Source organism: Aquabacter albus (assembly GCF_040049275.1).
Lineage (GTDB): Bacteria > Pseudomonadota > Alphaproteobacteria > Rhizobiales > Xanthobacteraceae > Aquabacter.
Genome location: NZ_JBDZDT010000008.1, coordinates 252,226 through 266,138, shown reverse-complemented (window position 1 = coordinate 266,138; position 13,913 = coordinate 252,226). Strand labels below are relative to the sequence as shown.

Annotated in this window: 13 protein-coding genes and 1 riboswitch; of the genes, 1 reads left to right on the top strand and 12 read right to left on the bottom strand. The window is 67.8% G+C overall.

The window, feature by feature from the left end:
* Window positions 1-4: 4 nt before the first annotated feature.
* The 11 genes from ABLE91_RS21435 to ABLE91_RS21380 form a co-directional block, all read right to left on the bottom strand.
* Window positions 5-1,081 (bottom strand): LuxE/PaaK family acyltransferase, encoded by a 1,077-nt coding sequence (locus ABLE91_RS21435; protein WP_348934133.1) that lies wholly within the window; start codon window positions 1,079-1,081, stop codon window positions 5-7.
* 86 nt (window positions 1,082-1,167) lie between these two features.
* Window positions 1,168-1,297, bottom strand: a riboswitch (TPP riboswitch).
* A gap of 58 nt (window positions 1,298-1,355) precedes the next feature.
* Window positions 1,356-2,270: an NAD(P)-dependent oxidoreductase gene (locus tag ABLE91_RS21430; protein WP_348934131.1), complete on the bottom strand. Its 915-nt coding sequence runs from the start codon at window positions 2,268-2,270 to the stop codon at window positions 1,356-1,358.
* A gap of 140 nt (window positions 2,271-2,410) precedes the next feature.
* The gene (locus ABLE91_RS21425; protein ID WP_348934130.1) at window positions 2,411-3,241 is read right to left on the bottom strand and encodes an aspartate dehydrogenase; all 831 of its coding nucleotides are present in this window, start codon (window positions 3,239-3,241) and stop codon (window positions 2,411-2,413) included.
* 198 nt (window positions 3,242-3,439) lie between these two features.
* On the bottom strand, window positions 3,440-4,567 hold the full coding sequence (locus ABLE91_RS21420; protein WP_348934128.1) for an LLM class flavin-dependent oxidoreductase: 1,128 nt from the start codon (window positions 4,565-4,567) through the stop codon (window positions 3,440-3,442).
* A gap of 26 nt (window positions 4,568-4,593) precedes the next feature.
* The gene (locus ABLE91_RS21415; RefSeq protein WP_348934127.1) at window positions 4,594-5,475 is read right to left on the bottom strand and encodes an ABC transporter substrate-binding protein; all 882 of its coding nucleotides are present in this window, start codon (window positions 5,473-5,475) and stop codon (window positions 4,594-4,596) included.
* Window positions 5,475-6,236, bottom strand: a complete 762-nt coding sequence (locus ABLE91_RS21410) for an ABC transporter ATP-binding protein (protein ID WP_348934125.1) — start codon at window positions 6,234-6,236, stop codon at window positions 5,475-5,477. Before ABLE91_RS21410 ends, ABLE91_RS21415 begins: the two co-directional genes overlap by 1 nt.
* Window positions 6,229-6,993: an ABC transporter ATP-binding protein gene (locus ABLE91_RS21405; protein WP_348934124.1), complete on the bottom strand. Its 765-nt coding sequence runs from the start codon at window positions 6,991-6,993 to the stop codon at window positions 6,229-6,231. Before ABLE91_RS21405 ends, ABLE91_RS21410 begins: the two co-directional genes overlap by 8 nt.
* Window positions 6,990-7,835 carry a branched-chain amino acid ABC transporter permease gene (locus ABLE91_RS21400; RefSeq protein ID WP_348934123.1) on the bottom strand — a complete coding sequence of 282 codons (846 nt, stop codon included), beginning with the start codon at window positions 7,833-7,835 and terminating at the stop codon, window positions 6,990-6,992. Before ABLE91_RS21400 ends, ABLE91_RS21405 begins: the two co-directional genes overlap by 4 nt.
* Window positions 7,832-8,713 (bottom strand): branched-chain amino acid ABC transporter permease, encoded by an 882-nt coding sequence (locus ABLE91_RS21395; protein WP_348934121.1) that lies wholly within the window; start codon window positions 8,711-8,713, stop codon window positions 7,832-7,834. The genes ABLE91_RS21400 and ABLE91_RS21395 overlap by 4 nt, the downstream gene beginning before the upstream one ends.
* Before the next feature lie 7 nt (window positions 8,714-8,720).
* Complete coding sequence (locus tag ABLE91_RS21390; protein ID WP_348934119.1) at window positions 8,721-9,875, bottom strand: ABC transporter substrate-binding protein; 1,155 nt, start codon at window positions 9,873-9,875, stop codon at window positions 8,721-8,723.
* 310 nt (window positions 9,876-10,185) lie between these two features.
* Window positions 10,186-11,085 (bottom strand): LysR family transcriptional regulator, encoded by a 900-nt coding sequence (locus tag ABLE91_RS21380; protein ID WP_348934117.1) that lies wholly within the window; start codon window positions 11,083-11,085, stop codon window positions 10,186-10,188.
* Window positions 11,086-11,197: 112 nt separating this feature from the next.
* Between ABLE91_RS21380 and ABLE91_RS21375 the strand changes: the two genes are divergently transcribed.
* On the top strand, window positions 11,198-12,187 hold the full coding sequence (locus ABLE91_RS21375; protein ID WP_348934358.1) for a zinc-dependent alcohol dehydrogenase family protein: 990 nt from the start codon (window positions 11,198-11,200) through the stop codon (window positions 12,185-12,187).
* Window positions 12,188-12,259: 72 nt separating this feature from the next.
* On the opposite strand, the gene ABLE91_RS21370 is transcribed toward ABLE91_RS21375, so the two are convergent.
* Complete coding sequence (locus ABLE91_RS21370; protein ID WP_348934116.1) at window positions 12,260-13,846, bottom strand: ABC-F family ATP-binding cassette domain-containing protein; 1,587 nt, start codon at window positions 13,844-13,846, stop codon at window positions 12,260-12,262.
* Window positions 13,847-13,913 lie beyond the last annotated feature (67 nt).

Below are 13,913 nucleotides of genomic sequence, written 5' to 3'. Positions count from 1 at the left end.
CGCTTCAGCCTCGCGCCGCCGCCAGGAACTCGGCCACTGCCACGGAGCAGCCCTTCGAGGCCTCCCCGTCGACCCGGCCGAACAGGCGGAATCCGCCCGGCACGATCTCGCCGGCATCCTCGGTCAGGATGGCCGAGACGCAGTTGAAATGGGCGAGATCGTGATGCACCAGCACGCCCCGCTCGCCTCCGGGCAAATCGGTGCCGGTGAGCGGATCGACCACCCGGCTGCGGATCCAGTGGGGGCCGGATTTCACGGGCGGGACGGTCGCATTGCCGTCGTCGTAGAACTGGGTGCTCAATTCGGTCATGCCGTACATGTTGATGCAGGCGCTGCGCGGCACGCCGAAAGCCGCCGAGAGTCCGTCATAGAATTCGTCCGGCGCCAGCTCGCGCGACTGGCCCTTGAAGCCTCCGGTGTCGAGGATGAGGCTGCCGGCCGGCAAAGCGAAGCGCAGGCCCCGGGCCGCCAGCGCATCCATCAGCGGCACGAAGGAATAGCTCGCGCCCAGAAGCGCATAAGGTTCGCCACTGGCTTCGGCATGGGCGAGGGCCGGCAGCAGCCGGTCAAGGTCGAGACCGTCCGCGCCGATGAAGACCGCGCTTTCGGGCGTGCCGCATTCGCGCCGGGCGAGCGCGAGGTAATGGGCGAGCGAGGAGTTGGGCAGCGCCGTCTCGTCGGGGAAGAGAATGCCCATGGGCATGCGCTCGCGGCCGCCCATGAAGCGCCGGCGGAAATTGACCAGCATCGAGCGGTCATAGACGGCGAGCGTGGGATGGTAGCTGCGGCCGCGAACGCCCTGCGTCGTGCCGCTGGTCATGAAGACGCGCTCGGCCGCCTCGGGCGGAGTGCAGCTCAGCGTCAGGTCCTTGAAGGCGGTGATCGGGACCGGCGGGATGTCGCGCCAGCGCCGGACCGAAAGCGGCGTGCGGCCGCGCTGGAGGGCGAAGCGGCGATAGGGCTCGTTGTGCAGGAACTGATAGGCGAACACCTTCAGCGCCATGGCTTCGAACTCGGCTTCCGGCGCGTCCGGACGCGCGATGAACGCCAACAGCGCGTCGATGATCTCGGCTTGCGTCACCTCGGCCACTCCTCCCCGACCCGCCGGCACCGCCTAACGGATGTGGATCGCAAAAGGACCATGAGCGCAGCTGGAATCAGGGCCCTTCGGCCGCCTGTCCCGCATCCCTACGCCGGCATGATCCGGATCAGGTTCGTAGGGTCACCGCGTTGCCGGGACCTGAAGTCCGAGCCGGCGGAATCTCAGCCTCCTCGCGAGGCCCCCCTGGGAACCCGGCTAGGTGGCGGTTCATATGGCGCGTTGTCAAGTGGAGCGGGCAAATGCAGGTTTGTTCTCACGCCTCTGCGCTGATGCGGCGGCAGTGCACCAGGGCCGCCTCTATGAGGTTGTCGCTGGCCTCAGGCGTGCGAAAGGCCGAATGGGCCGAGAGCGTCACGTTGTCGAGGGTCGTGAACGGATGGTCCGCCGGCAGCGGTTCGGTGACGAAGACGTCCAGGCCCGCATGTCCCACGTGCCCGGACCTCAGCGCCGCAACCAGGGCCTCCTCGTCGATCAAGGCGCCGCGGGCGGTGTTCACCAAGATAACGCCCGGCCGCATATCGGCGATGCGGGCGGCGGAGAGGAAGCCGCGGGTCTCGTCGCTGAGCAGGAGGTGCATGGACACCACGTGGCTTTCCGCCAGCAGTTCCTCCAGGGACACGAACTGTACGTTGGGAAAATCCCTGGGCGAGCGGTTCCAGGCGAGCACCCGCATGCCCGCGCCGAGGGCGAGGCGCGCCATCTCGCCCCCGATGCCGCCGACGCCGATGAGACCCAGCGTCTTGCCCGTGAGCTGAACACCATCGGTGCGCAGCCAACGTCCCGCGCGCACGCCCCGATCCATTTTGGCAAGGCCCTTGGCCGACGCCCACATGAGCGCGAAGGTGCACTCGGCCACGGCGGTGTCGCCATAGCCCTTGATGAGGTGGACGGAGATGCCGAGCGCCGCCAGTTCCTCGGGGTTCATGTAGCTTCGGGCACCGGTGCCGAGAAACACCACATGCTTCAGCCCGGCGCATTGGCGTGCGATCCCGGTCGGCAAGGCGGTGTGGTCGATCACGGCGATCTGCGCGCCGTCGAGAACCGCGGGCAGCTCCGCCGGCGTCACGTCCGGGTCGCGATGCACGGTCATGGGCGGGTCGCCGGCGCGATGGAGACGGTCCATGACATCCGCAAGCGTCGGGCTGGCATCCACGAAAACGGCACGCATGCAACGGGCTCCTGAGGTCTGTCGGAGCCACTCTATAGCTTGGCACGATGCGGAGGCCAGCGGACACCCCGGCGCTGAGGCTGACTCGGAACGGCAAGGCGCAGCGCGCGGAGATCGCGCGTCGCGCCCTGGCGTGAACTTCAGGTGCCGACGCTGATCGGCGCCTGAAGCTTGCTGAGGGCGGCGATCACGCTCAGCGCCGTGATGCGGCCGGTCTTCGGATTCTCCGACGGGATGTTGGCGATCTCCATGGAGAAGGACGCGCTGTCGCTGTCCACGGAGATGGCATGGTGGTTGCGCTCAAGCGCAGGGTCGGCCCAGATCTCGATCACGGTGCGGTCCGGCCCGATCCCGGCGAGGCTGAGCGCGGCCACCACATTGACGTTGGCAGGGAAGCCCACCACCGCATCCCTTGCGGTGCCTTCAAAGACCTTGAGCGGCGCGCCGAGCCCGTCAAGGCTGATCTTGTGCGCGACAATGTAGGGAGCGCCGGCGAGGCCCCGCGGCGGCTTGCGCGTGACCATCCGCACCGAATGAATCTCGCCCTGCGCGGCGGCCTGCACGGCATCGAGGCCGAGGAGGGCCCCTGTGGGCACGACGATGCGCCCGCCGTGCCGTGCGGCGACCTCCTCCAGTCCAGGGCGCGTCAGCAGCGCGCCGACGCTGATGACGACGAGCGTGCGCCCCGCCCGCAGCGCCGGTTCGGCAACCGCGTCGAATGCGGACGCGGGCAAGGCCTCGACGATGACATCGCAGAGCGGCGGCAATCCCGCGAGGTCGGTGAGCGTCGCCCGCGCACGGCGTTCGCCGAGGAACTGCTCTGCCGCCGCCGTGCTCCGCGTGGCAATGGCAGACAGGCGCAGGCCGGGCATGCCCTGGATCAGGCGCTCCGCCACCGCCTTGCCGATCGCGCCGAGCCCGGCGATGCCCACCCTCAGCGCCTTCTCCGCCGACGATCCTTCCGTATTCACCTTTGCGCTCCGGGTAACCGCCTCAAGCGGGAATGAAGATCCTGCCTGGGATATGGACTTGCGCTGCACGGTGCAAATGACTTTTCAGCCTCCATTCATGTGCAGGTGTCATTCCGCAGCGGCTCGCGAGATCCATTGTCGGAAGTTCGCAACCTTCTGCTCGGGGCCGGAAGGAGCGAGGCTAAATCCCGCCGAGGCTCACGCGGTCTTGCGCCAGGCGGTGTCGCGCTCCTTCGTCCAGGCGGAGGTGATGCCCTCGTCCACCGCGCGGTCGACCGGCAGATGCGGCAGGACCAGCTCGGCGAAGCGATAGGCTTCTTCCAGGAGCGGCATGCCGGAGACGATCAGCACCTCGATGCCGGCGTCCCGATAGTCCTGGATGCGCGCCAGCACCTGCTGCGGGCTGCCCACCAAAGCGGTGCCCGGCCCGTGGCGGACGAGCCCGATGCCGGACCACAGGTTCGGCGCGATCTCCAACTCACGCAAATCCTTGGGCTTGCGCCCGCCGTGGAGCGCGGACATGCGCTGCTGGCCGATGGAATCGATGCCCGCCACATAGGCCTGGGCGCCGGCGATGGCAGCCTCGTCCATGTGGTCGTAGAGGTCCTGGGCGGCCGCCCACGCGGCCTCCTCGGTCTCGCGCACGATCACATAGAGGCGGATGCCGAAATTGATCTTGTCGGCACGGCCATGCTTGGCGGCCAGCGCCTTCACCTCGCGGACCTTCGCCTCCGCCTGCTCCGGCGTCTCGCCCCAGGAGAGGTAGGTGTCGATGTGCTTGGCGGCGACCTCGTGGGCGGCGGGGGAGGAGCCGCCGAACCAGAGCGGCACGCGGGGGCGCTGCACCGGGGGCAGGGGTACGCCGCCATCGACGATATGGATGTACTTGCCTTTGAAGTTCACCGTCTCGCCGCGCAGCATGGCGGTGAGCACGGTGAGGTATTCGTCCGTATAGGCGTAGCGCTCGTCATGGCTGAGATGCACGCCGAACTGGGCCATCAGCTTGGCGTCGCCATTGACGATGTTGACCCTGAGGCGCCCCTTCGAGAACTGGTCGAAGGTGGTGATCATCTTGGCGAGGAGGGTCGGCGAGAGCAGCGGCGGATGGGCCGCAATGAGATGCTGGAAATTGTCCGTGAAGGGGATCAGCGACGAGCCTTGCACCCAGGCATCGTGGGAGCCGGTGGCGAGCAGCGCGCCGGTGAAGCCCAGATGGTCCACCGCCCGCGCGAGCTGCTGGAAATAGGCATAGTTCAGCGTGCGCGCGCCATCGGGGCGCCAGGGATAGCGGCCGTCGGGGCCGGTGAGATACCAGAGGACTTCCATGGGATGACCCTCGTTGTCTGGCGCGCTCAGGCGGAGCGGGCGAGTTGGGGGAAATGGGAGGCGTCGACCGTGTCGGTTACGTCGATGGCTTCGGGGATGAGGCCGAACCTGGCGAAGATGTCCGCATGGAGCTGCTGCTCGGCGCGGAAGCCCGCGTCGGGCGGCGCGACACCCCAGGGGCGCGACGTGAGGGCCAGCAGCCATTCCTCGGCGGAATTGCCGTTCAGCCCGTCCAGCAGCGCGGCGGCCTCGTGTGGATTGCGCAGGGTGGCCTCGTCCGAGGCGATGAGCGCATCCAGCAGCGCTCGGACAGCGTGGGGATGGTCGCGCAGAATTTCGGTTGGTCCCCAATAGACGGAGCGGTTGGAGAAGGCCGCGCCGGGCGAGGCCAGCACGCGGGTGGGCACGCGCCGGGCGATCTGGGAATAGAGCGGGTCGGTGGCGACGATGGCGTCGAGGAGGCCCGCGACGAAGGCATCCTTGGCGGTGGCGGGAATGATCTCGGCCGCGCGCACGTCGCTCCAGGCGAGCCCCGCGCCGTCCAGCTCCGCCGCCAGGAACTGGGTGTGCCAGGAGATGGGCATCAGGCCGATGCCGCGCCCCTTCAGGTCTTCAAGATTTTGGATGCCGGTCTCCTCGCGCACGATAATGCCGCCGCGCTCGGGGCGCGGGCCAGACATGCCGAAGACCGCGGTGGGCAGCCCCTGCGCCTTGGCGAGGATGGGCGGGGTCGCCCCCGTACCGGCGAGGTGCAGCACGCCCGCCTTCAGCAGCGGAATGGTCTGGGAGCCCGCGCCATAGACGAAGAAGGCGAGGCCCTTCTCCTTCAGCGCCGCCACCGCATCAGGGCGGCGGGCGAGGATGGAGAGGGAGAGGTTCTGCGGGTGCGCTCCGACGATCAGCGTCATCAGCGGGCTCCTTGGGCCTGGAGGAAAGGGGCTGGGGCGACCGGCGAAGCGGGCGCGCGGGCGGCGCCGAGATAGGCTTCAACCACGGCGGCGGATTTGGCGAGCGCCGCCGCCTCGCCCTCAAGGACGACGCGCCCGCCTTCCAGCACGTAGCCGCGCTGGGCGAGGGCCAGCGCCTTGCGGGCGTTCTGCTCCACCAGCAGCACCGCGATGCCCTGCCCGTTCAGCTCGGCGATGAGGGTGAAGATCTCCGAGACCACCAGCGGGGCGAGGCCCATGGAGGGCTCGTCCAGCAGCAGCACGCGGGGGCCGGCCATCAGCGCGCGGCCGATGGCGAGCATCTGCTGCTCGCCGCCGGAGAGGAGGCCGGCCGGCTGGCGCCGCCGCTCCTTCAGGCGCGGGAAGCGGGCATAGATGGCGGCGAGGGTGTCGGCCGCGCCGCCGCCCTTGCGGCCATAGGCGCCCACCTGGAGGTTCTCCTCCACGGTGAGCGGCGCCACCACCTGCCGGCCTTCGGGCACGAGGGAGAGTCCCGCGCGCACGATGCGCTCGGTGGGGCGCCCGCCAATGTCCGCGCCGTCGAGCCGGATGGTGCCGCCCACGGGCCGCAGCAGGCCGGAAATGGTGTTGAGCAGGGTGGTCTTGCCGGCCCCGTTGGCGCCCACCACGGCGACGATCTCGCCGGGATTGAGCCGGAGCGAAACCTCCTTCAGCACCGGCGGGCCGCCATAGCCCGCGCTGAGCCGGTCGATCTCAAGCATCTTCGGCTCCGAGATAGGCTTCGATGACGCGGGGATCGGCGCGCACCGCCTCCGGCGCGCCGGAGGCGATGATCTGGCCCTGGTTGAGCACACGGATCTCGTCGCAGACGCCCATGACGAGGTCCATGTCGTGCTCCACCAGGAGCACGGTGACGCCCAAGGCCGGAAGGCCGGCAATGAGGTCGCGCAGGCTCGTCCGCTCGCCATGGGTCATGCCGGCGGCCGGCTCGTCCAGGAGCAGGAGGCGCGGTACCGCTGCGAGCGCGCGGGCGATCTCCACGCGGCGGCGGTCGCCGTAGGAAAGGTCGCCGGCCGGCGTCCGGGCATGGTGGCCGATGCCCACCTTTGCGAGGAGCGTGGTGGAGCGGTCGTGGCGTGCCGTCTCGATGCGGCCGAGACGGGGCAGGCGCAGCAGGATGTCCACGGCGCCGGCGCTTGGCGCATGCAGCGCCAGCGCCACGTTCTGCGCGGCGGTGAGGTCCGGGATCAGGCGGATGTGCTGGAAGGTGCGGGCGATGCCGCGCCGCGCCAGCACGTGCGCGGGCAGGCCCTGCACCGGCGTGCCGTCCAGCAGCACTGCGCCCTCCGTGGGGGCATCGACGCCGCTGATCACGTTCATGAGCGTGGTCTTGCCCGAGCCGTTGGGCCCGATCAGCCCCACCACCGCGCCCACCGGCACGGCGAACGAGACGTCCGAGAGGGCCGCGACACCGCCGAAGCGGCGCGCGACGCCACGAAGCTCCAGGAGGGCGCTCATGCGGGCAGCCTCCGGCGGCACAGCAGCGCGGGCAAAGAGGCGACGCCCGTGGGCAGGAACAGCACTGCCGCCAGCATGGCGAGGCCCACCAGGATCTCGCGCATCTGGGCGGAGAAGCGCAGCGCCTCCGGCAGCACGGTGAGGATGACGGCGCCGATGACCGGGCCGGCAATGTTCCACGCCCCGCCCAGCACCGGCGCCACCACGGCATCCACGCTGCGCAGGAAGCCGAAATCCCCCGGCGCGATGAACATGTTGAGATGGGCCGCAAGGCCCCCGCCCAGCCCGGCTATGGCGCCCGAGGCGGTGAACACCGCGAGCTTGAACCGCGCCACGTCATGGCCCGCCGCCGAGACCGCCAGTTCGTCCGCCGCGACGGCGCGCATGCGCTCGCCGATGGCGGACTGGCGCACAGCCCAGACGAGGTAGATGACGAGGGCGAGCAGGAGCGCGAGCTGCCAGGTCTGCGTCAGCGTGGGGATGCCGAAGATGCCCAGCGCTCCGCCTGTCGCCCCGTCCCAGTTCAGGGCGATGATGCGCACCACCTCGGTGAAGGCGAGGGTGGCCATGGCGAAATAATCGCCCCGCAGCCGCAGCACCAGCGCGCCGAGCCCGGCGGCGGCGAGGGTGGCCGCGAAGGTGCCCGCCGCGAGCGCAGGGGCGAAGGCCCATCCCTGCTTCATGGTGAGCCAGACGGAGAGATAGGCGCCCACCGCCATGAGCCCGCCAGTGGCGAGCGAGAACAGGTTCACGCCCAGCAGCAGGAAGCAGCCGAAGGCGAGCACCGCGTTCAGCAGGCAGAGGTCGATGACGTTGTGATAGGCGTAGAAGAAATCGCTCATGCCCGCTTCACCTCGCGGGTGGCGAACAGGCCCGTGGGCCGGGTGACGAGGATGATGAGGACGAGGCCGAAGCCCACCGCGTCGCGATAGCCCGAGCCCACCGCCACCACGCTCGCCACTTCCACGAGGCCGAGCAGCAGCCCGCCGGCCAGCGCGCCCACCACATTGCCGAGCCCGCCGAGGATCAGCACCGTGAGCCCCTTCAGCAGGATGCCCTCGCCCATGAAGGGCGAGACCGACTGGAACAGCAACGACCAGAGCACGCCCGCCCCGCCCGCCATGGCGCCCGAGACGAAGAAGGTGGCAAGTCGCACCCGGTCCACGGGCACGCCCACGAGCCGCGCCACGGTCTCGCTGAACGCCACGGTGCGGATGGCGCGCCCGAGATTGGTCAGGCGAAGCAGGACCGCGAGCGCGATCATCATGGCAAGCGCCGCGCCGATGGCGACGATCTGCAGGAGCTGGAGCCGCGCGCCCAGAATATCGAAGGCGGCGCCCGCCAGCGCATTGTCGGGATAGCGCACCACCTGCATGCCGAAGGTTTCCTGGGCGATGCCGATGAGGATGCGGGCCAGCGCGAGGCTGCCCACCATCCCCATCCAGCGGTGCGCGCCGCGCCGTTGCAGGGGGCGGAACACGATGACCTCGCTCAGCACTCCCAGCACGCCCGCGCCGACCAGCGCCACAAGGATCGCCACCGGCAAGGGCAAAGCGAGCGTGCGCACCGCTTCGAGCCCGAGATAGGCGCCCCACATGAAGACCGCGCCCTGGGACAGGTTCAGGACGTTCATGACGCCGAACACCAGCGTGAATCCGATGGCGAAAACGGCGTAGACGGCCCCCAGCGAGAGGCCGTTTACAAGTTGCTGGAGAAGCATGGCGGCGTCAGGCGCCGGGTGCCGCGACGAAGACCTTGCTATCGCCGTCGCCGATGAGCACCTTGGGTGTCACCGTGGCGTCCCGGTCCGCCGACCAGCCGAACGTGCCGAGCACGCCCTCGAACTTGGTGATGGAGGCGAGCTTGTCACGCACCAGCTTGCTGTCGGTGGCGTTGTCGGCCCGGCGGATGGCTTCGGCGAGGATATAGGCCGCGTCATAGCCCTGCGCCGCATAGATGTCCGGCGTCGTGCCGTACCGGGCCCGATAGGCGGCAACGAACGCCTTGCTGCGGGGGCTGTCATAGCCCGCGAACCAGGATGCGCCGACGATGATGCCGTTGGCCGCCGCCCCCGCCAGCTCGAACAGCTTTGCGGAGATGTTGGCATTGCAGCCGATGAAGACCACCTTCTCGCCGATGCCGAGTTGGCGCGCCTGGCGCAGGATGGCGGCGGCTTCCTCCGCCAGGGTACCGAGGATGATGGCGTCCGGATTCTGCGCGCGGATCTTGGTGAGCTGGGCGGAGAAGTCCACGTCCCCCTTCTGGTAGCTCTCCACGGCCACCTGCTCGAGGTCGAGGTCGGCGACCGCTTTCTTCTGCACGTCGTGGGCGCTGCGGGTGAGGGCGTCGTCGAGCCCGTAGATCAGCGCCACGCGCTTGATGTGGTGCTTGTCCACCGCATAACGCAGCACGGTGGGGAACACCTGGTCCTCCGGCACGCTGGTGCGGAAGATGAAGTCGCCGATCTTGGTGAGGTTCGGCGCGGTGTTGGAGGAGGCGATGACGGGGATGCCCGCCTGCTGGGCCAGCGGATCGGCGGCGAAGGCGGAATTGGAGAGGGTGGGCCCGAGGATGGCCACCACCCGGTCCTGGCGGATGAGGCGCTGGAAGATGTTCACCGTCTGCCCGCGATCCGCGCCGTCATCGGCATAGAGGGCCTGGAGGGTGATGCCGTTCAGGCTCTTCGCGGCGTTGATCTCCGAGAAGGCGAGGTCGATGGCCTGCTTCTGCTCGGTGCCGTAGAGCGCCGCGGAGCCGCCCGTGGTGGATTGCACAAGCCCGATCTTCGCCACGCGCTCGGACTGGGCGAATGCGGGGCGCGCCAGGATGGCGGCGCCGGTGAGCGCGAGGATGGCGCGGCGTGAGAACACGGGAGAAGGCATTTCAGGGTTCCTGCGAGCGCGGGCTCTCTGCCGGCGGCGATCTATAATCTATAAAGTCGATATACAATGTCGTATAAAGCCGTCAAGCAATCTTGACGCGCACACACGGCGGGCCGGCAAGGCGGAGGATGTGGCTATCGCTGCGTATGGGCGGGAGCTGGGCATCACCCACTTCGTGCTCTGCGGTGCGCCCTGCCTGTCCGAATTCAGTCGATCGGGCGACCGGCTGCTTTGCGACTGAAGGTGGGTTTCAATGATCCGCGCGATCGAGCAGGCTTTCTGTCGATCAGAGCCTACTTGCCGCTCATTATCAGCTCATGAGCTTGGGAAGTTCGGACGCCAGAACATCAATCGCCGCGCGAAGTCTTGGCGGCATCTGGGGCGTCGGCAGCCAAAGCGCATTGACGTCATAAAGATATTCCGGCTCCTGCGGCAGGAGGCGTACCAGAGAGCCTGACATCAGCGGCTCGCGGATGAGCCAGCTGGGGAGCCACGCAAGCCCGGTGCCGGCCGCCACGGCCTCGGCGATGGCGGCGAGATCGTCGAACCTGAGGCGGTGACAGGGTGTGACCTCAGCCGCTGGCTGACCCTCGCGCGGAAACAGCCAGGGGCGGACACGTCCGGAGCGCCGATAGACAACGGCCTGATGAAGAGCGAGGTCTTCTATCGATTGCGGCGTGCCATGCGCTTTGAGATACGCCGGCGAAGCACAGACGATCATGCGCTGGCTGGCCACACGACGAGCGATGATCCCGGCCTTGTCAGTCAGTTCGCCCGTCCGGATCGCGAGATCGAAATCATCGTCCGCAAGGTCCGCAAAACGATCGTTGAAGGACAGATCCATATCCAGCTTCGGATAGCGCTCGGAGAGCCGCAAAAGGATCGGGGCAACGCAGCGGCGACCGAAATGCACCGGCATTGCGACGCGCAGCCGGCCTGTCGGCTCACCCAATTGGTCGGCGGCGAGAGCGTCGGCAGCCTCGGCTTCAGCCAGCACGATGCGGCAGCGCTCGTAATAGGCGCGGCCGAATTCCGTGAGGCTCTGGCGGCGGGTGGTCCTGTTCAGCAGCCGCGCGCCCAGGCGCTCCTCCAGCGCACGGACATGTTTGCCAACCATGGGGCCGGAAAGATCAAAAGCGGCGGCAGCTGCCGCGAAAGAACCGAGATCCACCGCCTTTACGAATACCGCCATGCTGGTCAGGCGATCCATATTCGGAACCTATGGTTATTACTGCTCTGCCGGTTTGGCGATTTATCTCATCGAGCAAGCAGGAGATAGGAGAAATAAGTCCATTCTATTTCTAATTAAATCAGGCGAGACCATGCCACGCATTGTGCGGTTTCATGAGTTGGGCGGTCCGGAAGTGCTGCGCATTGAGGAGCACGAAATCCGGTTGCCGGGCCCGGACGAGGTCCGCATTCGCGTGAAAGCGCTCGGCCTCAACCGGGCCGAGGCGCTACTGCGTCGGGGCATCTATATCGAGCAGCCCGCTCTTCCCTCCGGCCTTGGGTTGGAATCCTCGGGACTCATCGAATCCCTGGGAAGCGACGTGCAGGATCTTGCGCCTGGCGACGCGGTCAGCATCGTGCCGCCGCCATCCATGATCCGGTGGCCTGCCTATGGTGAGCTTGCGGTCTTCCCCGCGCGACTGGTGGTCAAGCATCCGCCGTCACTGAGCTGGGAGACCGCAGCCGCGCTGTGGATGCCATACATCACCGCCTATGGAGCGCTGATCGATATTGCCAAACTCACCCGCGGCGACTTCGTCGTCGTCACTGCGGCGTCGAGCAGCGTCGGGTTGGCAGCGATCCAAATCGCCAACCACGTTGGCGCGACGCCGATCGCCGTGACGCGAACGACGGCAAAGCGGAAGGCGCTCATCGAAGCTGGCGCCGCGCATGTGGTCGTACTGGAAGCCGAGGATCTCTCCGCGCGATTGACGGAGATCGCTGGACCGGACGGCGCCCGCGTGGTGTTCGATCCCGTCGCAGGCTCTTTGTTTGAACCTTTGACCGGATCCATGTCCCGTGGGGGCGTGCTGATCGAGTATGGCGGCCTCAGCCCTGAGCCCACGCCCTTCCCGCTCGGCAATGTTCTTGGAAAATCCCTTACGCTGAGGGGATATCTCATGCATGAGATATCGGGTGATCCCGCGCGACTGGATGCGGCGAAGACGTTTATCCTGGACGGCCTCGCCACAGGCGCTCTCCGCCCGGTGATCGCCCGGACCTTTCGCTTCGAGGAGATGGTCGAAGCGCATCGTTTCCTGGAATCGAATGCCCAGTTCGGGAAGATCGTGGTCACGCTCTAGGCCTGATCGCCAACTTCGCCGGAAAGCTGCTGCTCATCCTGTGAGTGGGTACGTTCGCGAGCGCCTTCCCGGTCAGGCATGGCCGGAGAGGCACAGGCGCCTGCTGATGCCGATATTGGCGAGAAAGGCCTCGTCATGGCTCACCACGAGCAGGGCGCCGTCATAGGCCGACAGGCCCTCCTCGACGGCTTCGATGGAATCGATGTCCAGATGGTTGGTGGGCTCGTCGAGGATGAGGAGGGATGGCGGCCGCAATCCTCCGAGCACGCAGGCAAGCCCGGCGCGAAGCATCTGCCCGCCGCTGAGCGTGCCGACCTCTTGGAGCGCGGCGTCCGCCCGGAAGAGGAAGCCCGCAAGGGCGGCGCGGCAGGCATTCTCGTTCGAGCCGGGATTCAAGCGCTTGAAATTGTCCAGGATAGACAGAGCAGGATCGAGGATGCCGACCTGCTGGTCGAGCATGGCGAAATCCACGGCGACCGACACGGTGCCGCTCAAGGGCTCCAGATCACCCGCGATCAACTTCAGGAGGGTCGTCTTGCCCGAGCCGTTCGGACCGATGAGGGCGACGCGTTCCGGCCCCGCGATCGAAAAGGAGAGGTCGCGAATGACCGGGTCGCCAGCCTCATAGCCCGCGACAACGCCATCCAGCGAGATGACATGGCGGCTCGCCCGAAGGCCGGTGGAGGGGAGGGTGATCGACAGGTGCTGGAGAATCTCGACACGGGCTCTCGCCTCTGCCACGGCGTCCTGCGCCTGGGACCGCTGGCTGTCGGCGAGGCGGGCGCCCGCGCCGCGGCTCGCTTCCGCATTGTTCTTGCGGGCTCCGATGAGAATACGGGGCAGACCCCCGTGCGCGGCCTTGCGCGCTCCGGCGGCATCGCGGCGGTCTTTTCGTTCGCTGGCGAGCTGCGCCTTGCGGTCTGCCTCCGCCACCCGTTTTTCCGCGTGGGCGAGATCGTGCTGTGCCGCCTCCAGCTCGATGGCCTTGCGGGCGCGATAGGCGCTCCAATTGCCGCCATAGCGCGCGGCACCGAGCGAGGTCATCTCGATGATGGCGTCCACATGTTCGAGCAATTCCCGGTCATGGCTGATGATGATCGCGCCGGACCGCCAGCCGGCCAGAAGCTCGATCACCGCCGCCCGGCCGGCACGGTCGAGATTGTTGCTCGGCTCGTCCAGCAGCAGGAAGTCGGGTTCCGCGAAGATGGCGGCGGCGAGGCTGGCGCGCGTCCTCTGGCCGCCGGAAAGGGTCTTCAGACGCGTGTCGGCCTGGGCGTCGAGACTGACGCGCACGAGCGCGCTGGCGATGCGTTCCTCGATGGTCCAATCGACGTCAGCCAGCTCGTCGAGGCTGGCGGCGCCGGCTTCGGCGCGCCGCAGGGCGTCAAGCGCGCGTGATGCACCGAACAGGTCCGCGACCGTCTCCTGGGGGCCGGCTTGCACGCTTTGCGCCAACAGGCTGAGCGTACCATCCACGCGCACCGTTCCTGCGCTCGGTCGGGCCTCGCCCGTAATGAGCTTGAAGAGCGTGGTCTTTCCCACGCCGTTCCGCCCCACCAGCCCGGCGCGTTCCTTGCCGAAGCGAAGGTCGAGGTCCGAGAAGACATTCCGGCCATCAGGCGTCGCCCAGGAAAGCCGGGATACGGTGATGGACGACATGCAGGCGGCATCCTATAAACAGCACGAAGTCGTGCTGTTTATAGCGGGCTGGCTTGGAGCGCAATGG

Coding starts and splice junctions, on each gene's coding strand:
- ABLE91_RS21430 (WP_348934131.1), bottom strand. CDS start 2,270: ATGCGTGCCGTTTTCGTGGATGCCAGCCCGACGCTTGCGGATGTCATG.
- ABLE91_RS21420 (WP_348934128.1), bottom strand. CDS start 4,567: ATGGAAGTCCTCTGGTATCTCACCGGCCCCGACGGCCGCTATCCCTGG.
- ABLE91_RS21415 (WP_348934127.1), bottom strand. CDS start 5,475: ATGACGCTGATCGTCGGAGCGCACCCGCAGAACCTCTCCCTCTCCATC.
- ABLE91_RS21410 (WP_348934125.1), bottom strand. CDS start 6,236: ATGCTTGAGATCGACCGGCTCAGCGCGGGCTATGGCGGCCCGCCGGTG.
- ABLE91_RS21405 (WP_348934124.1), bottom strand. CDS start 6,993: ATGAGCGCCCTCCTGGAGCTTCGTGGCGTCGCGCGCCGCTTCGGCGGT.
- ABLE91_RS21400 (WP_348934123.1), bottom strand. CDS start 7,835: ATGAGCGATTTCTTCTACGCCTATCACAACGTCATCGACCTCTGCCTG.
- ABLE91_RS21395 (WP_348934121.1), bottom strand. CDS start 8,713: ATGCTTCTCCAGCAACTTGTAAACGGCCTCTCGCTGGGGGCCGTCTAC.
- ABLE91_RS21390 (WP_348934119.1), bottom strand. CDS start 9,875: ATGCCTTCTCCCGTGTTCTCACGCCGCGCCATCCTCGCGCTCACCGGC.
- ABLE91_RS21380 (WP_348934117.1), bottom strand. CDS start 11,085: ATGGATCGCCTGACCAGCATGGCGGTATTCGTAAAGGCGGTGGATCTC.
- ABLE91_RS21375 (WP_348934358.1), top strand. CDS start 11,198: ATGCCACGCATTGTGCGGTTTCATGAGTTGGGCGGTCCGGAAGTGCTG.
- ABLE91_RS21370 (WP_348934116.1), bottom strand. CDS start 13,846: ATGTCGTCCATCACCGTATCCCGGCTTTCCTGGGCGACGCCTGATGGC.